General features: G+C 54.8%; 13 protein-coding genes and 3 pseudogenes. 6 read left to right on the forward strand and 10 right to left on the reverse strand.

All coding sequences use genetic code 11. The features are described 5' to 3' along the window. Positions 1-230: pseudogene (locus AC13E3_RS02070) on the reverse strand (hypothetical protein); the annotation flags it as partial. 11 nt (positions 231-241) lie between these two features. Then, positions 242-2080 carry a copper resistance system multicopper oxidase gene (locus AC13E3_RS02075; protein ID WP_050898323.1) on the reverse strand — a complete coding sequence of 613 codons (1839 nt, stop codon included), beginning with the start codon at positions 2078-2080 and terminating at the stop codon, positions 242-244. A gap of 234 nt (positions 2081-2314) precedes the next feature. Between AC13E3_RS02075 and AC13E3_RS02080 the strand changes: the two genes are divergently transcribed. Both AC13E3_RS02080 and AC13E3_RS02085 read left to right on the forward strand, forming a co-directional pair. Further along, on the forward strand, positions 2315-2986 hold the full coding sequence (locus AC13E3_RS02080; protein ID WP_008174546.1) for a response regulator transcription factor: 672 nt from the start codon (positions 2315-2317) through the stop codon (positions 2984-2986). Then, positions 2946-4334: an ATP-binding protein gene (locus tag AC13E3_RS02085; RefSeq protein ID WP_227497845.1), complete on the forward strand. Its 1389-nt coding sequence runs from the start codon at positions 2946-2948 to the stop codon at positions 4332-4334. Before AC13E3_RS02080 ends, AC13E3_RS02085 begins: the two co-directional genes overlap by 41 nt. A gap of 52 nt (positions 4335-4386) precedes the next feature. Here the strand turns inward: AC13E3_RS02085 and AC13E3_RS02090 are convergent, their stop codons facing one another. The 8 genes and pseudogenes from AC13E3_RS02090 to AC13E3_RS02125 all read right to left on the reverse strand — a co-directional run bounded on the left by AC13E3_RS02090 (position 4387) and on the right by AC13E3_RS02125 (position 17351). Then, on the reverse strand, positions 4387-7584 hold the full coding sequence (locus AC13E3_RS02090; RefSeq protein ID WP_405418187.1) for an efflux RND transporter permease subunit: 3198 nt from the start codon (positions 7582-7584) through the stop codon (positions 4387-4389). Positions 7585-7598: 14 nt separating this feature from the next. After that, a complete protein-coding gene (locus AC13E3_RS02095; protein ID WP_089674911.1) occupies positions 7599-8864 on the reverse strand; it encodes an efflux RND transporter periplasmic adaptor subunit in 1266 nt (421 codons plus the stop codon). A gap of 21 nt (positions 8865-8885) precedes the next feature. After that, on the reverse strand, positions 8886-10025 hold the full coding sequence (locus AC13E3_RS02100; RefSeq protein ID WP_405418191.1) for a TolC family protein: 1140 nt from the start codon (positions 10023-10025) through the stop codon (positions 8886-8888). 279 nt (positions 10026-10304) lie between these two features. Continuing rightward, positions 10305-10661 (reverse strand): P-II family nitrogen regulator, encoded by a 357-nt coding sequence (locus AC13E3_RS02105; RefSeq protein WP_303291887.1) that lies wholly within the window; start codon positions 10659-10661, stop codon positions 10305-10307. Positions 10662-10678: 17 nt separating this feature from the next. Beyond that, a complete protein-coding gene (locus AC13E3_RS02110) occupies positions 10679-13786 on the reverse strand; it encodes an efflux RND transporter permease subunit (protein WP_008171277.1) in 3108 nt (1035 codons plus the stop codon). Positions 13787-13800: 14 nt separating this feature from the next. After that, entirely contained in the window at positions 13801-14985 is a 1185-nt protein-coding gene (locus AC13E3_RS02115; RefSeq protein WP_008171276.1) for an efflux RND transporter periplasmic adaptor subunit, read from the reverse strand. Positions 14986-15033: 48 nt separating this feature from the next. Then, the gene (locus tag AC13E3_RS02120) at positions 15034-16335 is read right to left on the reverse strand and encodes a TolC family protein (protein ID WP_039881875.1); all 1302 of its coding nucleotides are present in this window, start codon (positions 16333-16335) and stop codon (positions 15034-15036) included. A 287-nt stretch (positions 16336-16622) separates the two neighbouring features. Beyond that, positions 16623-17351: pseudogene (locus tag AC13E3_RS02125) on the reverse strand (TorF family putative porin). Between the two features lie 281 nt (positions 17352-17632). Here AC13E3_RS02125 and AC13E3_RS02130 point away from each other — a divergent pair. The 4 genes and pseudogenes from AC13E3_RS02130 to AC13E3_RS02145 all read left to right on the forward strand — a co-directional run. Next, entirely contained in the window at positions 17633-18718 is a 1086-nt protein-coding gene (locus AC13E3_RS02130) for an OprO/OprP family phosphate-selective porin (protein ID WP_008171272.1), read from the forward strand. 456 nt (positions 18719-19174) lie between these two features. Beyond that, on the forward strand, positions 19175-20419 hold the full coding sequence (locus tag AC13E3_RS02135) for an alginate export family protein (protein ID WP_050898258.1): 1245 nt from the start codon (positions 19175-19177) through the stop codon (positions 20417-20419). A gap of 211 nt (positions 20420-20630) precedes the next feature. After that, a complete protein-coding gene (locus AC13E3_RS02140) occupies positions 20631-20828 on the forward strand; it encodes a hypothetical protein (protein WP_008171269.1) in 198 nt (65 codons plus the stop codon). Between the two features lie 24 nt (positions 20829-20852). Next, positions 20853-21074, forward strand: a pseudogene (locus tag AC13E3_RS02145) (transposase domain-containing protein); the annotation flags it as partial. Positions 21075-21895: the final 821 nt, after the last annotated feature.

Genomic DNA, 21895 nt, shown 5'->3' on the forward strand with positions numbered 1-21895 from the left:
CGATCTTTACCAATCCAGGCCTGGGCGTCCCACAGGGCCAATTCGTTGTCGCCGTCACGCTGGTATTCCATCCGGTCAAACAGAACCTGGCCAAACACCTGGTTGTCGTGTATCGGCAGCGTCCAGTCCGGTTCGGCCTGAACGCCAGTACCGGCGGCGCCGGCTCCCGAGGCAAGCGTTAAGGCTGAGGCACCCACAACCCACTTGATGCGATTCATCATAATGTTCATCCCCTATCCCGTTAAACGACCGACACGACACGAAACATGCCTGCGTCCATGTGGTACAGAAGGTGGCAATGGAAAGCCCAGTCACCCGGTGCATCCGCTGTGATCAGCGCGGATACACGCTCGCCGGGTTTGACGGAAATCGTGTGTTTGCGTGGACGATATTCACCTGCACCGGTTTCCAGTTCCATCCACATGCCATGCAGGTGAATGGGGTGATCCATCATCGAGTCGTTGACGAGGATCAATCGCAGGCGCTCGCCATGGTAGAACTTGACCGGGCCATCGACTTCAGAGAACTTTTTGCCGTCGAACGACCACATGTAACGTTCCATATTGCCGGTAAGGTGCAGTTCCACCTCGCGTTCGGCCGGGCGCTTGTCGGGCCAGCCCTCAATGCTCTGCAACTGGGAATAAGTCAGCACCCGATGGTTGGCTGTTTCAAAGCCTACACCAGGGTCATCCAGACGCGATTGCGGGCTGGAAGCCACCATGGCCGCCCCGGGACCGTGATTATCAGGGCCATGGGATATCGGCCGACCCGCCGTCGGGACCTCATTCATCGTTGCTTTGTCCGAGCTCATCTTGTTCATTCCCGAGTCGGCGCCATTCATCATCATTTGGCCATGGGCTTTGTCGTTGCTGCCTGACATCATTTCCATCTTGCCACCCATGTCCATGCCGCTGTCCATGTTCATATCGCCGTCCTTGCCCATGGCGCCCATGCTCATCGCGCCCATGCCCATGGCGGCCATACCGCGCTCGGTTCGCGGATACATGGGCGGTACTGGCGCCTCCATTCCCTTGCGGGTGGCTAACGTTCCGCGCACATACCCCGACCGATCCTGTGACTGGGCAAACACGGTGTGAGCCGTGTCGGTTGGCTGTACAATCACGTCGTAGGTTTCCGCCACGCCAATGCGGAATTCATCCGTTTCAACGGGTTGCACTGGTTGGCCGTCAGCGGAAATAACCGTCATCGGGAGGCCCGGGACACGGACATCAAAGAAGGTCATCGCCGAGGCATTGATGAATCTCAGGCGAATTTTCTCGCCGGGACGGAACAGCCCGGTCCAGTTACTGGCAGAAGGCGATCCGTTCATCAGGTAGGTATATTCAGAAGCGGTTACATCCAGAATATCCCGGGGGCTCATTCGCATTCTGCCCCACATGCCGGCTTTGCTCCACGCAGCATCCCAGCCCATGGTTTCAACATCCTTGAAGAAGTCGCTAACGGTGCGCTGGTTGTAGTTATAGTAGCCCTCTGCCACTTTCAGGTTGCGGAATACGTCCTCGGGAGAGTCAAAGGTCCAGTCAGATAGAACCACAACGTATTCGCGATCATAGGCCACCGATTCGGGCTCGGCAGGATCAATGATAATCGGCCCATAGTGGCCTAGCTGTTCCTGAAGGCCAGAGTGGCTGTGGTACCAGTAGGTGCCATGCTGTTCGACCGGGAAACGGTACTCAAACGTTTCGCCGGGCATGATGCCGGGAAAGCTGACGCCAGGAACGCCATCCATCTGGTACGGCAGAATCAGACCGTGCCAGTGAATGGATGTTGCCTCCGGTAGCGTATTGGTGACACGCAAGATTGCCTCGCGCCCCTGTTTGAGGCGCACCAGAGGCGCTGGCAGAGTGCCGTTGATGGTGATGGGCTGTTCCGAGACTGTGCCCCCTATCTTGAGAGGTGTTCTCGCGACGGTCAGGTCGTAGATGTCAGCGCCATTACGCACGGTGTGAAATGCGTTCGTGTTGTCCAGTTGTCCTCTAGCATAGGCCGGCAACAAGCTGTCGAAACCGGCAAGAAGTCCCATCGTGGCAGCTCCTTGGATAAGGCGCCGCCTGGACATACCTGCATAGAAATGTCTATCGCTCATAGGTTGCTCCTAAAACCATGTATATACAGCTTCTTGCGTTCGTGACTCGATTATTGATGCTACCCGGTGCAACTGAAATCAAACTGAAAAGTCGACCGGTAACCCCCCATTTTTAACGGGTTGCTGTTTTTCTGGGGAGTTGCCGTTACTGGTACAATCCATGGCAGACTGGCGAAACTTTCCCACCACGAAAAACGGCGCTTACAAATGAAAATTCTGATTGTTGAGGACAATGCGGTACTTGCCAAAAAAATATCGGACTGGCTTGCGCAGGCGCACTACACAGTCGATGTCGCCAAAACCGGCAAAGAAGCAGACTCGTTGATTGAAACAAGCTCCTACCAGGCCGTTATTCTCGATATCGGACTGCCCGATGAAAATGGACTGTCTTTAATGCAAAGATGGAGAAAAAACGGGAAAAAAGAGGCCATCCTTATTCTGACCGCACGCTCCAACTGGACTGAGAGAGTAGAAGGGTTGAACGCGGGTGCCGACGATTACCTTCCCAAACCGTTTGAGTTTGATGAACTGAAAGCCCGGCTCAATGCAATTATCCGAAGGAAGGATGGCAGAACAACAGATCAAATCAGTGTCGACGGATTTCGTCTCAACGCCAGCTACCGAACGCTGACCACGCCCGACCAGAAAGAGTTCAGACTGACAGCCACTGAATTCCGCCTTTTGCAGTGTTTCCTGCGTTCACCAGACAGGGTATTTTCACAGGATGAACTGGTTGAAACCCTCTACAACATTGAAAGATGTCCCACCAGGAATGTTGTTCAGGTCTATATAGCCAGGCTCAGAAAAATAATAGGGGGCAATAAAATCAAGACTTTGCGTGGCCAGGGCTACCTCTTCGAAAAAGATCCTACTGGCTGAACGCCCGAACGAACCAGGTCAACATATGCCAGCTCCAAAGAGTATCCGAAGAACAGCCATTCAGTATGGGGCTGTTTTCAGCCTCGTCTATTTCACCCTGATATTCTTTTCACATGCCTACGTGATAAAACAACTATCGGACGAGTCCAGGAAACAACACCTGAGTAAAGAGCTGGAAAACTTTCAGGCAATCATTGAAGCCGAGTCCCCGACAACTGACGACCTCAGGAACATGATCCATCAGTTTGAAATGCTTCTGGGGCATGCCATCATCATCGAAACGGCAGGCGGGAGCGTCCTGACGAGCAACAACTTTGACCTGAGCCAAATGCAGGGCGTTGTGGATAAGCCCGAGGGTTTTATTCACATAGCGCAGGGCGCGAACACGCTTTTTGGGCTTAGACGTACGTTCACTGCTACTGGAAAGCTGGCCTCAATCACCGTTCTTGAAACCGAGGGGGCGCTCTCTGAACGACCGCTGAAGGCCCACCTGACATTGCTCGGTGCCTCGGCCGTTCTTCTGGCGATACTGCTGGCACTGATTGGAACCACCACACATCTGACGTTAAAGCCCATCAGTAGGATAAAAGAGGACCTGAGACGGCTCCAATCCGGGAAACAAAGTCGTCTGAACCCTCACGTGCCGGAAGAGTTTCGTCCGCTGATCCGGCAGCTCAATGATTTGCTCGAGCTGTCAAACCGGCGGCTGGACCGCCACCGCCGCCTGAATTCCGATCTCTCTCACCTGGTCAAAACCTCTATTTCTGCCAATCTTGCCATTTTGTCGGATATCGATACCTTGCCTCCGTCCCGGGAGGATGTTGTGTTTATGGCCTCTAACTTGCGGGAGCTTGACAAATCCCTGAAATACCGGATGAGCAAAGCAGACATATCAGGCAGACAGATGGGACGGACGTGCATGCCGGTTGAAATCACGGCAAGTGTCATCACCGTTATGGAAAAAATCTTCCCTGACACGGTTTTTCGCCTCCACACCAACTTACCTGAAAACTTCAGCTGGCCAATGGAGCGACAGGATCTTTCAGAGCTACTTGGCAATTTACTCGAAAATGGCGGGAAGTGGTGCCAGACAACCGTCGACGTTACAATCGCCCGCACGTCATCAGGACTCTCCATAGAAGTAGCGGACGATGGCCCCGGAATTTCTCCCGAGGCGGCAGCCACTGTCATGAACAGGGGTACCAGGCTGGATGAAACGGTCGCCGGTTTTGGGCTCGGATTGTCCATCGTGTCCGAGATTGTCGAAGACAACCTCGGACAGATGAACATGGGTACCTCAAAAAACGGAGGAGCCAGCATTGTCATTCTACTGCCACTTCCGGATTAGAAAACCTCCAGAAAGGCAACCGTCGATGACGCAGCGCGGCTTCTCCCATTTTTTACCGTTGGATATCACTCACCTTGGCTCTTGAAAAGCGACCGAACAGAACCGGCAAAACAAAGAGTGTCAGGAAAGTTGCAGTCACGAGACCACCAACAATCACGCTGGCCAGTGGCTTCTGGATTTCCGCTCCCACGCCCGTCGACAACAGCATCGGTATCAAGCCGAGCGCCGAGGTTATTGCTGTCATCAAGACAGGACGTAAACGGGAGACGGCACCTTCAAACACCGCGGCATCCACGTTCAACCCATCCTGTATTCGCTGATTGATGCTTTCGACCATAACGACCCCGTTAAGCACCGCCACACCAAACAGTGTGATAAATCCAACGGAACTGGGCACTGAAAGATACTGGCCGGAGACCCAGAGCGAAAAGACACCACCAATTACGGCAAGCGGCACGTTGACCAGAATCAACAGCGCTTGACCAACCGAACTGAAAGCGAAGTAGAGCAACAGCGCAATCAGCCCCAGAGATACAGGTACCACAATGGTCAATCGTTTCTGAGCTCGCTGCTGGTTTTCGAACTGACCACCAATATCCACCGAATAGCCGGGGGGAAGGTTCACTTCTGACGCGATGGTATCCTGAATATCGGCAACCACACTGCCCATGTCACGACCCTGCACATTAGACTGAATGACCACACGGCGCTGAACGTCATCGCGGCGCACCTGAGGCGGGCCGGACTCAATAGATACATCGGCCACATCACCGAGTCTCACCCAGGCTCCGGACGGCGCCTGTAACCTGAAATCGGCAATGGCATCCCGGTCTTCCCGGAAACGTTTGGCCAGACGCACATAGATATCGTACCGCTCATTTCCGTTGATGATCTGGCCCGCGGCGGCACCACCCAGTCCATCCCGGACGACACTCATCACATCAGACACGGCAAGTCCGTACCGGGAGAGTGCCTGACGGTCAGGCTGAACCACCAACTGCGCTTCACCAGCAATCTGCTCCATGGCCACGTCTCGTGTTCCCTGAACTGTTCGGACCGCCGCTTCAATCTGCTGGCCTTTCTCCGCCAGTACGTCGAGATCCGGGCCAAAGAGCTTGATGGCCAACTGCGCACGAACACCTGACAACAATTCATCAACCCGAGTCGCGATAGGCTGAGAAAAGTTAAACAGTAGCCCCGGGTGCTGTTCGAGCTTCTCCTCAAACAGGGCCTGCAATTCATAGCGATTACTGGCGCTGGTCCACTCCGAAGTTGGTTTTAAGCCAATATAGATCTCTATATTGTTAACGGGCTCCGGGTCGCCACCTATTTCTGCTCGGCCAGCCCGGGAGAGAGCGTAAGTCACTTCTGGAAACTCCATCAACATGGCTTCCAATTTTGGCGCAACTTCAAGCGCCGTATCAAGGCTTGATGAAGGGGCCAGCGTAACCCGGAGGTTGATCGTTCCCTCTTCCAGCTCAGGGACAAACTCAGTGCCGAGTCGAGGCACGACCAGAGCCGCCAGCACAACAAGAACAGCCGCCGCGCCAACAACCACGCGGCTATGCTTCAGTGACCAGGCAAGCCCCATGCGATAGAGCTTTTCCAGGGGTTTTAGAATGAAGCTTTCCCGCTCCCGGATACCCTTACGGAACATGTATGACGCCAGCGCGGGTACAACCACCAGAGCAACAACCACCGCCGACACGATAGCCAGCATGATGCTGATTGCCATTGGCTGGAACAGCTTGGCTTCCACACCTTCAAAGCTGAATAAAGGCATGAAAACGACCAGGATAATCGCCGTCGCGAAAAAAATTGGTCGCGCCACTTCCCGGCCTGCCTCCTGCAGTCGAAGCGCAATGCCATGGTCATCGTGTGACGCGTCCAATGGGTCAGGGTCGTTTTTCACCAATTCATCCCGACGGGCGTCATGCTCAGCATCCGGATGCGTCAGATGTTTGAACATGTTCTCGACCATAACAACAGAGCCATCCACCAGCATGCCGATTGCCACAGCAATACCGCCCAGAGACATCAGGTTGGCCGAGAGACCGAACCAGGCCATGATCATCAGGGCAATCCCGATGGAAATCGGTATTGAAAGCAGCACCAGCGTTGTTGCCCGCAGATTCATCAGGAACAGGGCAAGCACGATCGCAATAAACACAAAAGCCAACAGAAGCGCATTGGTCACCGTCTCTACGGCCTTGGTCACCAGATCCGCCTGGTTGTAATAGGGCTCAAAACGAACCCCACTCGGAAGCGCCTGATTTATGCGATCAATGCGGGCCTCGATGCCGTCGATGGTGGCTTTTGTGTTGGCCCCCATTCGTTTGAGTACAATGCCAGAAACCACTTCACCCAGTTGTTCAACCTGACCGGCTTCATCCTTCCGGGTCATGGTTACCGCACCCTGGCGAATTTCAGTGCCCAGCGCTACCTCGGCGACATCGTTCACTGTCACTGTAATGCCATCACTGGTTTTAACGGGCACCTGACGGATCTGCTCGAGCCCCTGCTCGCCATTACCCAGCCAGCCCATACCGCGAATAACCAACTGCTCCTGCCCGCGGCCCATATACCAGCCCCCAACATTGGAGTTGTTGTTCTCCAGGGCTTCCATGACATCGTTCTGTGATAAGTCATAGGACAGCATTCGCGCCGGGTTCAGGTTAACCTGGTACTGGCGGACCTCTCCGCCAAACGACAGGATTTCCGTAACCCCTTCAGCCGGTATCAGCAACAGTTTGACCAGCCAGTCGTGCAAGCTGCGCAATTCCATTGCGTCGTACCCCGAATCCGGGTCCGCTATCAGCAAGTACTGGTAGACCTGGCCAAGACCGGACGTATTCGGCCCCATTTCAGGCACCCCGACCCCGTCCGGAATCAGCTCCCGCGCGGCCTGCAACCGCTCGAAAACCAGTTGGCGCGCGAAATAGATATCCGTGCCCTCTTTAAAGACCACGGTGACACCGGACAACCCGGTTTTGGAGATGGACCGAACCTCCTCAACATCCGGCAACGCATACATCACCGCTTCAATGGGATAGGTGATCAGCTGCTCGACTTCCTCAGCCGCAAGTCCGGGCGCCTCTGTATTAACAGCGACCTGGACGTTTGTAACGTCGGGGAAAGCATCAAGATTCAGTTTTGGTATCTGAAACGCGGCCGTGGCGATAAGCACTGCAAGCGCAATAAGAACCAACAGGCGGTTCTGAACCGCCCAATCGACTACTCGGTTGAACATAATGGCTCCCGGAATCAGTGGTTGTGCGGATCAAAGCCGCCTTTGGCAATCTCAGAGGCCACAAAAAATGCGCCCCGCAAAACGACTCGTTGGCCCGCAGCCAGGCCGGAAACCTCACGGAGCCCGCCAATTGAGCGGCCCAGTTCCACTTCCACGGGTTCATACTCGCCTTCGGCCTCTTCCACATAGACCGTCCAGTCGCCGTCCGCGCCACGCATCAATGCAGTCTCCGGCACGGCAAGCACCGGCTCGCTGGTCTTAAAACGAAAATACACATCTGCGAACATTCCTGGATGAAAACGATCTTCAGGATTGTCCAGCTCCAGCCTGACAATCCGCGTGCGGGTCACAGGATCAATGGTGTGGGCTTCCTGGGACACCGTTGCCACGCCCACACGACCCGCTGCCCTGACTTCGGCTTCCGCGCCCTTCTCTAGAACAATGTCGGAGCTTGCTGGCAGATGGGCTTCTACCCAAAGCTCACTCTCATCAGCAAGAGTCACCAGCGGCTGGCCAGCCTCAACTCTTTGTCCTTGCTCAAACTCATCGGTCAGTACTGCACCATCCACGCGAGCCCTGAGCATGTATTCACCGAGACTATCCACCCCGCTGGCCTTCAACGCACCAATGTCATCATCGTTCAGCCCGTAAGCAAGCAGAGTCGCCCTTGCTGCTTCAATGTTGGCTTTCGCTGTATTGAACCGCTGATCGCCAACCACGGAACGACCCAGCCCGCTGATTCGCTTCCATTCAGGAAAAGCTTTCCTGTAATCCGCCTGCGCCTGTGCCACCGTCTCACTGAACAGGGTTACCAGCGGCTGGCCCTTGGTTACGTGCTCACCCAATTCCACGTGACGTCTCAACACCACCGAGGCAACCCGGGGGGACACGTGATAGCTGGTATAGCCGTTGGTCAGCAGCTCACCGGGAGCGTAGATTTCATAGTCAACGCGCTTGCTCTCGAGGGTTGCTACTTCAATGCCGGCGAGCTCTTTCTGTTTGGCATTGATGCTTGCGGTGGCCGCTTCTTCATGGCCACCGTTCTCGTCTTCGTGGCCGTGCCCCCCTTCCTCTTCATGATCACCTTCCTCCTCATGCTCACCTTCTTCACCATGATCTTCCTTATACTCGCCCTCCTCACCGGTGACTTCCTGATGATCGTCGCCACTGGCAGCATGATCATGACCGGCTTCCTGATGAGCATCTTCCTCTGCCTGTACAAAAGAAAGTGGGGCTGTAAGCAACGTCAATGCGAATACAGAAATCAGAGTTTTTTTCATAATGAATATCCAGTTTCCAGACTAGTATTGGAAGAGGGTGATCAGTTCGCCAGACTGACTCAAGAGCTCAATCAGACCCAGTTGCGCCAGCTTTTCCAGTTCAATACCGGTTTTCAGGCTCTCCGCGCGCTGGCCCAGCGCCTGGAGATACTCGGAGGTGGAGAGGTCGCCGACCTGCCACTGCTTCTCAAGCAAATCGGCACTTCGCTGTACACGCCCCTGGGAGAGTTCTGTCCATCGGCTGAGTTGGGTGTCGTATCGCTTCCAGGCAGCTCGGGCGCCCGCCAGATCATACTGCTGCTTCCGATAAAGTGCCTGAAACCGAGCCTCGGCCTCTAATGATCGTCGGTTGGCAGCCTGGATTTCGGCACGGTAGTTATTACGGACATTCAGAGGGATCGAGAACGTCAGGCCAACCAGGTTCTCACCCTCATCACGCCCTCCGCTCAGCCCGACCGTGGGAGATGCCGCCGCTCTGCGACTGACCACCTCGGCTTCGCTCCGCAGCACCTGCCACCTCGCGCGGGCAGCAGCAATTGACGGATGATCCAGCAAATTGTCGTTATCGACCCTGGAAGCAAGAGCCGGCCAAATGTGCCCGGGGATCCCCCCATCCTGAGGCCGCCAATCCGGCAGAAGCTCTCTGACCCGGGCTTGCGCCTGATCAACCGCAGCCTTTGCCTGGGCGAGTTCACTGAGCTGCTGAGAAAGGCTTAAAAAAAGCAACTCTGCATCGGTACTCCCCAGGTCGCCCGCCTGCTGGCGTTGCTCAACCTGCTCCAGCAAGGCATCCAGACGGTGTTGCTGGGATTCCGCAATTTCTTCGGCACGCGTCGCCGCGCGCCACTCGACAAGCGCAAACAGCGACTCGGACGTTTGTGCCAAAACCGCCTCGTTCAAATCAGCTTCAGCGGAAAGCCTGATCAGCTTTGCCTTGTCCTTTAGCGCACCCTGTTGATCAGACCAATCGATCGTTTGTGATAGCCCTGCCACAAAGTTGTTGTCACTGCCATTTCTGTCTGCTCCAACAGACAGCTCCGGGTTATACAGCGGTTGTTCGCTTGCCTCAGCATCCGCATCCCGGGCTGCCGCCTGCTCTGTCGCCGCCATGACATCCGGATGCTTGCTTATCTGGCCAGTGAGCCAATTTGTCCAATTCACAGTCTCCGCTTGACCGAACAGAGGAATAGACAATAGTACTGAACACAGCAACGCCCTGGGCGAGTGCTTGCTTGCCTTCATCGACTTTCTCCCGAAGGGGTTGTTAGCCACAATTCATGGGGGCGAGACGCCCATGACAAGGTAGGTGGAGATAGTAAGTGAAAAGGTTGAAATGAACTTGAATTTGGAAGGCATTAGCTCAGGGAACTTGAAAGTGCTCCTCAATAAGGGCGGGGAGAAGCGGCATCGCGACTCATGGCCACGATGCCGCCATCCAATCTAGGAAAAGCGCTGGTTTGATGCCGGTTGAAGTGCGCTCTCGTCGGTCGCACCATCGTCGATACGAACAGCCCGAACCAGGCGGGATACAAGTACCTTGCCGTCACCCGGGTGCCCATTCTGGGTTCTGCCCGTTCTGACAATGAGTTCCACAACTTCACCAGCGACATCATCGGTCGCTACGTCTATTTCCAGCTTGACCATCTTCACTTTCTCCAGAGGCGACTCATCGCCGACCAGATGACCAAATTCGCTGAGAGACACGACAGCAATGCTTGTCACGCCCTTGACTCTGGCCAGAGCATCAACCACATGCCCTGCCATCACTTCTCTGACATACGCTTTTATTTCATACATAAACCGTCTCCTGACTATCAGACTGAAACGTCACGACGTTCAGATGCAAACCACTGGTACACACTGGGCAACACCACCAGCGTCAGCAGCGTTGAAGTGATCAGACCGCCAACCACAACCGTTGCCAGTGGCCGTTGGACATTAGAGCCAATGCCATCGGCCAGCAGCAGGGGAATCAGCCCCAGAATAGCCACAGAGGCGGTCATCAGAACCGGCCGCAAACGGCGTTGAGCACCCAGCTTGACTGCTTCAATGACTTCGTAGCCTTCGTCCCGCAACTGGTTGATGTAACTCACCATCACCACGCCGTTAAGTACGGCCACACCAAACACCGCGATGAATCCCACGGCAGCGGGCACAGAGAGGTAAAGCCCCGTCACAAACAGCGCGACAATGCCACCGGTAATCGCAAAGGGCACATTCATGAAGATCAGCACCGCATAGCGCAGACTACTGAATGCCGAGAAAAGAAGCAGGAAAATAAGCGCCAGGGTAATGGGCACAACGATCGCAAGCCGAGCCATGGCCCTTTCCTGGTTCTCAAACTGACCGCCGAACTCCACGAAATACCCCGGCGGCATGTCCACTTGCTCCTCGATCCGCTTGCGCAAATCCTGAACAACACCGCCCATATCGCGACCACGTACGTTCATCTGCACGTACTGTCGCCGACTGGCATTGGAGCGCGAAATTTTCTTGGGGCCAGCGTACATTTCAACATCGGCCACCCGTGAAAGCGGGATGAGCTCGCCACTATTACCCCGGAGGGGAAGCTTTCTGATTTCATCGATGGACCCGCGATAGGACTCTTGCAGCCGGGCGAAGATCTCAAATCGCCGGACACCGTCGAAGACCAGCCCCGCGCCTTTACCGCCAATCCCGGTTTCGACCGTACTCATCAGGTTATCAATGCTGATGCCAAACTGCGCCAGCACTTCACGGTCGGGGCGAATAACGATCTGTTTTTTACCTGCGCTCTGCTGAGCGCGCACATCCGTTGCCCCCGGCACATCATTCGCCAGGGCCGCCACTTCCTTGCCGATCCGGCCCAACTCGTCGAGGTCGTCGCCGAAAATGCTGGCAACCAGTTGCGCCTGAACGCCTGAGAGGAGTTCGTCGGTTCTGAGCTGAATCGGTTGTGACAGATTGTTGGCAAGCCCGGGAACCCGCTCAGCCAAAGACTCCGCAATCCGGCTCTGAAGGTCCTCATAGCTCACATCTTCGCGCCACTGATCCAGAGGCTTCAGATTGACGAGCGTCGCGACAACGTTCACGGGTTCAGGATCACCGCCCACCTCGGCACGACCGATCCTGGCATAGGTGCCGGTGACCTCTGGAAATTCATCGACAACGGACTGAATCCGTTTGCCATACTTGATGGCGGATTCAAGACTGGCTCCAGGAGGCAGTGTCGAGCGAATCTGGAACGTGCCTTCCCTGAGCGTGGGCACGAACTCGCTCCCGAGATAGGGAAACAGCAGGAGACTGCCGGCAAAGGCAATGACGGCCACGCCCATCACAATTTTAGGGGCTTTGACGACAGTATTCACCACCGGCTTGTATAGCCGGTTCAGGAACAGAACCAGCTTCGGCTCTTTGTGTTGTCCACCCATCTTGAATGACAGCGAGGCCAGAACCGGCACCAACGTCAACGCGAGTAACAGCGCACCGATCAACGCAAAACTGATGGTGTAGGCCATGGGCGAAAACAGCTTGCCCTCAACGCCCTGCAGCGTAAACAGCGGCAGAAAAACGATAATAATGATGCCAATGGCAAACACAATCGGACGAGCCACTTCCCGGGCAGATTCACCTACAAGCCTCAGAACACTGACCTTTTCCTCTGATCGTTCTTCCAGATGTCGGAAGATGTTCTCTATCATCACAACGGCGCCGTCCACCATCATACCGATGCCGATAGCCAGCCCCCCCAGACTCATCAGATTGGCGGACAGGCCCGAAATCCGCATCGCAATGAATGCGAAAAGCACAGACAACGGCAAGGTCGCCACCACGATCAGTGTGGAACGTATATTTCCGAGGAACAGATAGAGGAACACCAGCACCAGAACCGAGCCCTCAAGTAAGGCTTTCTCGACAGTGCCTATGGCCTTGCCCACCAACTCCGCCTGGGAGTAATAAGCCTCTATTTTCAGCCCTTCGGGAAGTGACTTGTTCAGATCATCGATTTTTGCGTTGACGTCCTCGAGTACCTGACTGGTGTTGGTTCCGATCAGCTTCATCACGTAGCCGCCCACGGACTCCTCGCCCGAGGACACCTCCGCGCCGCGGCGGATCGCCGGTCCAAGGCTAACCTCTGCAACATCCCTGACATAGATAGGAGACTCTCCCTCACTCTTGGACACAATGATGTTCTGGATGTCCTCGATGCCCTCGGTACCTGAATTAACCCAACCGTACCCGCGAACTATATACTCTTCACCGCCTCGCGTAATGAAAGAGGCGCCGACGTTCCGATTATTCTGGGTGAGGGCGCCGCGAACGTCAGACACTGTCAGGTTCCTTGCCTGAAGCTTCTGCGCATCGATATTGACCTGGTACTGTTTTACCTCGCCGCCGATAGACAGCACACCGGTTACACCCGGCACGGTTCTGAGCTGGGGTTTGACAATCCAGTCCTGGATCGTGCGGATTTCCTGCAGGCTGTATTGATCCTTATCCTCAGCTTCCAGGGAATACATCAGGATGCGCCCAAGACCGCTCGCTATGGGCCCGAGTTCCGGCTGCCCCATCCCCTCGGGAATCTGGCGCTTGGCCTCGGAAAGCCGTTCGTTTACCAGCCGCCTGGCGAAGTAGATATCGGTGCCATCTTCGAAATAGATGGTCACCCGCGACAACCCGAAAATCGACGTGCTCTGCACTTTTTCCAGCTTGGGAATTCCATACATGCTGATCTCAACGGGATAGGAAATCAGCGTTTCGATATCAACCGGCGACAGACCAGGACTGGTGGTAAACACCTGAACCATGGTCGGCGTCGCGTCGGGAAACGCGTCCACCGGCAGTTTTTGAAATGAAAATACGCCGGCAACGATCACGGCGATCGCAAAAACAAGCGTCATCAGACGATTGTTCAGCGCATAATTCACAATTGCGTTGATCATGCTCCCCCCGGGGTTTAGTGTCCGTGAGCGGCGCTGCGGCCACTGGCGGTAATGGCCGACATCAGATCAAAAGCGCCTACTGAAACCACTTCCGTGTTTGCGCTGATGCCGGACTTGACCTCGATCCAGTCGTTTGCCTCCTTGCCAAGCATGACGGGAACCGCCTTGTAAGCCCCTTTCTCATCACCCGGAACAAACACAACAGATTCATCGCCAATGGTTTGTACCGCGTCATCCGGAACCAGTGGCAGTGAAGCCTCCGATTCCGTCATGATTCTGGCCGTGGCATAGGTATTCGGGCGAAGGTCGCCCCGGGGAGACTCCAGCACAACACGAACCGGGATGGTGCGGGTCTTTTCATCGAGCATGCTCGACACCCAGGATACCTGCCCACTGTGAAACCGGTCGGAACTTGAATCCCTGGAGGAAATCTGAACCTGGTCTCCCATTGAGATCCGGTCAATATCGGATTCCGACACCTGAAGAATGGCCCACAGCACCGAGGCATCCGCCACGATGAAAGGCGTATCCGACGGACTCAAGGTCTGACCCAGCCGGACATGCATCTGCTCGACACGCCCCTCAATGGGTGAGCGGAGCGCGTATTGCGCCAGCCCCCCACTGTCACCTGACGACTCGCTGCCGTAAACCGCCAGTTGTTCCCGCACGGAATCGTACTCCGCTTTTGTTTCAAGAAAGGCAGCCTTGGCATCCAGGAACTCTTCTTCACTGGAAATACCCTGTCCCTGCAACTCCCTTTCACGATTGTAGTCAGACTCGGCCGCTTCTTTGCGGGCCTCCAGCGAGATTAACCGGGAGCGAATCCGGGCTAGCTCCACACTGTTCAGGGTTGCCAGTAACTGCCCCTTATTGACACGATCCCCCAGATCAACCGCCAACCCTGTCAGTTTTCCCTCCAGCAGCGGACCAACCTCGGCCACGCGGTCCGGCACATACTGAATCTCAGCAGGTGCAGTGACAATTGCGTCGGCACGCCCCTTGGACACCGCCACGGTCTGTATGGCCAGCAACTGTGTCTGCTCCGGCGTCAAATGAATTCTGCGGGACTGGCTTTCCTCTCCAGCATGCCCGGCTTCTTCATTTGCGTGCTGGTCACCTTCAGCTTCTCCGGCAGCGTATACCTGCGGCATACCCAGAACGCTGACAACGATTAAAAATATCTTCAGATTGCGAATCATTCGTTCACCCTCAATATTAGATAACGGTTAATCTTGAGTTTTTTATCCTCAGGAACCGGCTGACATCGACAGAGCACCTCCCGTGCTTATCTCCAGCGCCCGCACGGCATCGATATAATCGTTCTGCGCCTGAACGTATTCCTGCCTTACCGACAGGAGGTTGTCCTGGGCCGCCAGAACATCCGAGGCACCGACCTTGCCCGCCCGAAGTGCTTTTTGCATCAGTTGTAATGTTTCCTCTGAACGCTCCAGGATCGACTCGTTCATCTGGCGCAGTCGAACGGCGGTGGATTCATACCGGGCCACAGCCGACACAACCTGACGCTCTGTAGCCAGGCGCAAAGCCTCTGCCTCAAGCTCGGAGGTTTTCAGCCGCGCAGCAGCTTGTCTCTGCTCACCGGAATAATCATGAAAAACGGTCAAAGGCATCGACACCCCTGCACCAAAAAGGTTGGAGCCTTCCTCACGATCATAAAATCCGAAGACTTTCAGATTTGGAATCGTCAGGCTTTTCGCAACTTCAAGGCCAGATTCATCCGCTGCAATTCTGGCGGCCGCCGCTTTCAGGTCCGCTCTCTGACTCTGTGCCATCTCGACAAGCTGGCTGGTCGGAGGCAGGTCTTCGAGCGTCACATCAAGCTCGCCGGTCACCCCAACGGCATCGGAGGGGGACACCCCGAGCACTTCGGTAAGATCAATTTTTGATTGCTCGAGCTTTTGTTCCGCCGAGGCTTTCTGATTCCGGGCCCTGGCAAGCCCAATGACTGCGGTATTGAGATCAATCCGGGTTTGTTTTCCCTGTTTTACGGACATTTCAACGAGGTCTTTGGTGCGTTGCATCAGGTCAACGGCACGGGTTGCGGTTTTCAACTCTTTCTGAGCCAACAGTATCCGGAAATAGGCGGCCCGTACGCGCGCCTTGGTGGCCACCTTCAGGTATTCAAGCTCCTGTTGCCGGGACGTGAGATTGCTCCGGGCACGCGACTGGCCAAGGTCGCCGCGGTTACCCATCCAGATCTCCTGAGTAACCCTAATCCCGTATTCCAGGGACTCATCAGCCTGCTCCGGGGCCTGACGCCCCCCCACCTCAAACTCTGGATTGCTGGGCGCCCAGCGGCTGGCATGGTCAAGCTGGCCCTGCTGCATCGAGACCGCGGCCCGCCTCAAAGCCAATACCGGGCTGTTCTCGAAAGCCATCACCATGGCCTGGTTCAGGGAAACAGCCTGGCTGGCTTTGGCCTGCTGATATTCTTTCAGCGACACACTCTCTTTTGCCTGGGCCGACACCATGGGAGAGACGGCCAAGGCTCCCGGAACTATCATCGCGCACAACAACAATCGTTTGTTCATTCAGTATCATCCTGGCTGTTTGACTGAGGTCAGTGAGTCAGCATTTTTGCGTGGGAATCTGGAACGACCTTACAGACAAACCTTTAATACAGTTTGAAATTCAGGCACCGGATAAGAAATGAGCTTTGGCGGCAGGGGGGGGGGCAGAGGTAAGGGCGAGGATGTCGAGTCACCGGGCGTCAAGGCAGGCGCACGATGGTGGGTTCTTGCATGATAAATAAAAACCGGCCCGTCATTTGGGCCGGCTTTTTATTCTGGATCTGAATTGCTTGTGATCACTTGGCCGATCAGAAACTCCTGCTCCAACCCAGCCAGAACTTCGGATCATCCGAGTTGACAGAGCCAAGCGCGTCGGTTGACTCAATGTCCGCGTACTCCACGTTAACACTGAAAGAACCGAAGTTTCCCGCATCCTTTGTAACGTTGGCGGCGACGTGTGAATAACTTGCCTCGCCGACAGAAGCCTTGCCGTCATCAGCGAAGTCGTAATAGCCAAGCGTCACACCGGCACTGTAGCTGTCCTCCAGAGGCACCCCAACAGAGGCGTAGTAATAGGCATCCCCCTGCACGAACACCCCATCACCACTGGTGTCGCTGTTGATCGTGTAGGCCAGGCCGATGGCCGCAATGCCATAACTGATCTCGCCGTACAGTTCGCCGAAGTCGATGGAGTCCGGCGCGTCAGGATACGCATAATAAATGTACCCAACGTCATAACCCAGTTCTTCCACAGAGCCGGAGAATCCGGCATAAAGATCAAGCTCATAGCTGGTGCCGTCACCAAAATCGACATTGGAACCCCAACCACCGGCATAGAAGCCCGACGCATGCTCTTAATCCAACCCTCCCTGGACAGCCGCAGCCCCGTCTGTCTGGGTGACGCCCCGGAACAGATAGTTGCTGCTGGCGCTCACATTTGAGCTGACGTCAGCGCTAACAATGGCGGGCGCAGCCTGAAGTGCTGCAAGCAAAGTGATACTGATAAATCCGGATTTGGTGAAAAACTGCTTCTTCATAATGGATACCTTCGGTTGGGTTTCATTGCTCCAAATATGATTGAGCAAAAGTCTTGCCACATCTTATTTATTCTTTTTTATCATTATTATAGAGACAAATCGGCACATTCTGAGCTTGCCCCCGAAAAACGACCGCAACACCTAGCGCCCCAGAACCTGTCACCGGCCCGGACCAGCGCCCTGTTTTGATGCATTCTCTGTAACCATTCTGTAATCTTTGCCAAATAGACTTTAATAGCGCTTCAACACACACAAGCAAACCGAAAAAGGTGAGACAGATCATGAGCAAGAAATATTTGGGCTTGGCTTTGGCGATTTCTGCCGCTTCTGCTGCACAGGCCGGAACCGTTACGACCAGCGGCAAAGACCTTGTGATTGATACCGACAGTGGTATCAAGGTGAAAACGTTGGATAAATCAGCGTCTTTTCAGCTCGGCGGGCGCATTCAGTGGGATTACGACGCCACGCAGTCTGACGACAACGGCGTTGACACGACCGATTTCGATGTGCGCCGGGCACGCCTCTACGCCAAGGGCCACTTTGGCGACTGGGCGTACAAGACCCAGTTCAACGTGGCTGAGAGTGACGGCGCCAAAGGCGGCACCGCGGAGGACCTGTACATTCGCTACCTGGGATTTGGCTCGACGGCAACCGTGACTATTGGTAAGCAGAAAGAGCCATTCGGCCTGGAACAATTAACGAGTTCAAAAGACATCTCGGCCCTTGAGCGATCCGCCATGACCGAGCGTTATACCCCCGGTCGCAGCGGCGGCATCCAGCTCAGTGGCAAAGGCAGCAACTGGACCTACGGTATCGGCTATTTCGAAGCAGACGGCAATGGCAGCGACGACTTCAATAACACGGCAGTAACCGCACGGGGCACGTTTGCACCGATTCAAACGAATAATCTGGTTGCTCATCTTGGTGCGGGCTATACCACGCGTGACGCCGACACTCAGGCCGAGGAGGTCGACACGTTTAATCTGGAACTCGCCGGCGCTTCCGGGCCCTTCCATGCCCAGGCCGAATATTTCGATTCCGAAGAAGGCCAGGTGGATGTTGATGGTTATTACGTACAACTTGGCTGGATCATCACCGGCGAAAGCCGTCCTTACAAAGCCGGAGCATTCAAGCGGGTAAAACCGGCATCGCCCAAAGGGGCCTGGGAAGTTGTTGCCCGCTTTGAGGATGGTGACGGAAAATACAGTGACGTGGGGCTGGCCACGACCGACGGTGAGCAAACAACACTGGGCGTTAACTATTACGCCAACAAGAATGTTCGACTTGGAATGAGCTACATGGATGGCGAAGAAGCCAATGGCGCTAGCGGAGATGAAGTGCGTGCGAGGTTACAATATGCATTTTGACCGCATGGAGGTCGCTTGAATGAGTTTTGCGGTTTGATATAGTTCTTGAGAGTTAATGAAATACTCAGGTTTTGGGCAGATATTAATCTGCCCATGCTTTTGTCTGCCCCACCCCCACCCCCACCCCCCGCTAATAAAGTTCATCTGAGGTTTCTGGTGTACATTGAGGTGGACCCCATCAGTTGGACAGCCTGAAGGTGCAGTTAAGCTCTGATCCGGCTGTATTCCTGAAAAAATGAGGCCCGTATGGACGGCTTTGCAAGACGTACAAGGTGGTGGCGCGTTGTTCAGCACTTTTTGCCTGTGAGCCTATGGAGGTACCCCTTGAGAGTCAGGTTCAATCTGACCGATATCAAGGTTGTCGCTGACATTGGCGCCCTAAACTGAACGAGCGACTTATCGATGAAATGTTGACTCCATTCAACCATTTATACGGCCGCTGAAGGTACCACTAGGATGAAAATGATGCTAACTCCGCTCACTGCCAGGAATGGCCAAAAAAACCAGAAGTCGTTGCTTGTCTTTGCCATTGGTTCGGTTCTGGCCTCTGCCGCAACGCCTGTCCTGTCCATGACCTTTACCGAAGCCTTAACCGGGGGAAAGGTTTCGCTTGATGTTCGTTACCGTTACGAATTTGTGGATCAGGACAACCCTCTTGATCAAGCCCATGCTTCTACCGTTCGAACCCGACTGGGGTACCGGACTGGTGATTTTAAGGGGTTTGAGGTGTTTGCCGAGGCGGAAGATGTGTCCGCTGTGGGGAATGAGAACTACAATAGCACCATCAATGGCATAACCGATCACTCAGTAGTCGCTGATCCGACGGAAACCGAAGTCAACCAAATTTACGTGCGTTACAAAGGTTTTTCGGATACCAGCCTGACCTACGGCCGTCAGCGCTTTGCTCTGGACAATCACCGGTTTATCGGTACGGTTGGCTGGCGCCAGAATGAGCAAACCTTCGATGCCTTTGTCGGCACCAACGAGTCGCTTCCGGACACGAAGATCACAGCGGGCTATCTTTACAATGCTAACCGGGTGTTCTCGGATGCCAGCCCTAATGGCAATTTCCCAATGCAGTCGCCGATTTTCAACGCACAGTATCATGGCTTGGCTGCCGGAACCCTGACCACTTACGGTTATCTTTTCGACTTTACCAACGCAGACGTCAACTCAACCCAGAATTTTGGTTTGCGGTTCGCAGGTGGCACCGATGTATCGGAAGACGCCAGGGTCCTGTACACCCTGGAGTACGCAATCCAGAAAGACTATGCAGACAACCCGCAAAGCTTTGAGGCCGCTTATTGGCTGGCGGAAGTGGGGCTCGCAGTCTACGGCCTGACCTTTAAGGTGGGTATGGAGACTCTGGAGTCGGACGACGGCCGGTCATTCCAGACGCCTCTGGCGACGCTTCACGCGATGAACGGTTGGGCCGACCAGTTCCTGGTCACCCCGGACGATGGCCTGCAGGATCTATACGTATCGGCGGGTGCCTCAGCAAAGGGGGTCAAGTGGCTGGCCGTTTATCATGACTACAGCAGTGACATCAATAGCCTGAGCTATGGCTCCGAGCTGGGGCTGCTGGCTGTCTACCCGATCAACAAGCACTACACGGTGGGTGCCAAGTTCGCCAGCTATGCCGCCGATGGTCGTGGCGTGGATACGGACAAGGCCTGGTTGTGGGGAGAGGTCAAGTTCTGACCTTATCACTGTTGCGGTGAACAGACATTCGCCTGATAGAGGGCGGGTCGCCCCGACCGGGGGTAGACAATCCGAAGGATAAGGGTCGCTGACGAACGCTGCGGTTGAGGAGGTCTCAGGCAGCGTTTGGCTCTTGGAAACGTCGTAAATTTACAGAAATTGATGTGTTAGCTATGCTTTGGATGGAATCTAAACAACAAGGAGAAGCACGATGGGTAAAGCTATTAATGGTAAGTTCGAGAACATGGATCAGGCACGCAATACGCGAGACGATCTTATTGGCAGCGAAATCCCACAGGATGTGATCTTTATTGATAAGGAAGAGCAGACGATCCGGGTGATGTTGCCGCAGGAGGAGGCCGGGGAAGTTTATGAGATCTTCGATCGACACGGCGTCACGTATAAGTGAAGGCTCGTGGCCCTGTGCGTTGGGCTGTTCCTGGGATCACTCCGCAGTGGTCAACGCGCGGCTGCGGTCATGACGCTGATCCAGTCGGCTATGCGGAAAGGGCATGATCCCTATGGGTATCCAAGGGATGTTCTAACCCGACTGCCGACACAGAAGAGCAGCGCCATCGGCGGACGCTTACAACGGAATAAAATAGTGTTGGTCTTTTGGGAACGTATCGGTAGATCGTATGCCTTAATTTGTTAATGTCACAGACTGGTGCTTGAAAGCAGGATGGCCGCAAAGAATCGCCCCACTATCGTTGTGTTGCTGTCACTGCTTTTGGTGTTCAGCGGGCCTGCGTTTGCTTTGCCTTGCCGCCGGGGAACTTCACAAGTTTTACCGATACCGGTTCCCAGCTGATTTTTGCCGCACAGGCGGCCCACTACCAGGATCCCTTCCTGGCTTCTATTACACCCCCTGCAGAACATTACTCCTGAGTCTTAACCGGTTTTTGCCCATCGCGGCAAACTCATTAACGTTAGTTCTTGCAACAAAGTCTCGTACTTCGGTTCATTCGTAACGGGGCTTTATATGGAGTGAATCAAATGCGCAATTCAAAAACCAGGCTCACCATCACAGCGATTCTTCTGGCCGGAACCATTGGATCCTTCTCTGCATTGGCCCACGAGGACGAAGGAAAAGGCATGAGGGGGATGATGAATATGATGTCTGATATGTCCCCCGAAGACCGTAAAGCCATGACTGAGGCGTGCATGAAAATGATGCAGGGGCATGGAAACGGGCCGGAAGGACGATTATCAGGTCATCGCCTTCAACGCCAACGGCCAGCAGCGTGTGTTCCGCGAACACAAGGATTACTGAGGTCAGCTCTGTGAAAGTGATGCCTTTTCGCCTGAACTCCGCCACGGTGCGGTACTGGCAAGATGCTATGGCGGGCACGGGCCATTATCAATAACGGCAGGTCCAGGGAAGGCATCAAATTCGATTTCTGGGCAATTTGACAGACTCACCGAACTTGGAGGGCTAAATGCCTGATCTTGCAACTTGGGGAATTGCCGCCGCGT

The organism is Marinobacter sp. L-80 (genome assembly GCF_056859395.1).

What these genes read in the sequence shown, in the direction of transcription:
- AC13E3_RS02075 (WP_050898323.1), bottom strand. Translation starts at nt 2,080, where the DNA reads ATGTCCAGGCGGCGCCTTATCCAAGGAGCTGCCACGATGGGACTTCTT.
- AC13E3_RS02080 (WP_008174546.1), top strand. Translation starts at nt 2,315, where the DNA reads ATGAAAATTCTGATTGTTGAGGACAATGCGGTACTTGCCAAAAAAATA.
- AC13E3_RS02090 (WP_405418187.1), bottom strand. Translation starts at nt 7,584, where the DNA reads ATGTTCAACCGAGTAGTCGATTGGGCGGTTCAGAACCGCCTGTTGGTT.
- AC13E3_RS02095 (WP_089674911.1), bottom strand. Translation starts at nt 8,864, where the DNA reads ATGAAAAAAACTCTGATTTCTGTATTCGCATTGACGTTGCTTACAGCC.
- AC13E3_RS02105 (WP_303291887.1), bottom strand. Translation starts at nt 10,661, where the DNA reads ATGTATGAAATAAAAGCGTATGTCAGAGAAGTGATGGCAGGGCATGTG.
- AC13E3_RS02110 (WP_008171277.1), bottom strand. Translation starts at nt 13,786, where the DNA reads ATGATCAACGCAATTGTGAATTATGCGCTGAACAATCGTCTGATGACG.
- AC13E3_RS02115 (WP_008171276.1), bottom strand. Translation starts at nt 14,985, where the DNA reads ATGATTCGCAATCTGAAGATATTTTTAATCGTTGTCAGCGTTCTGGGT.
- AC13E3_RS02120 (WP_039881875.1), bottom strand. Translation starts at nt 16,335, where the DNA reads ATGAACAAACGATTGTTGTTGTGCGCGATGATAGTTCCGGGAGCCTTG.
- AC13E3_RS02130 (WP_008171272.1), top strand. Translation starts at nt 17,633, where the DNA reads ATGAGCAAGAAATATTTGGGCTTGGCTTTGGCGATTTCTGCCGCTTCT.
- AC13E3_RS02135 (WP_050898258.1), top strand. Translation starts at nt 19,175, where the DNA reads ATGAAAATGATGCTAACTCCGCTCACTGCCAGGAATGGCCAAAAAAAC.
- AC13E3_RS02140 (WP_008171269.1), top strand. Translation starts at nt 20,631, where the DNA reads ATGGGTAAAGCTATTAATGGTAAGTTCGAGAACATGGATCAGGCACGC.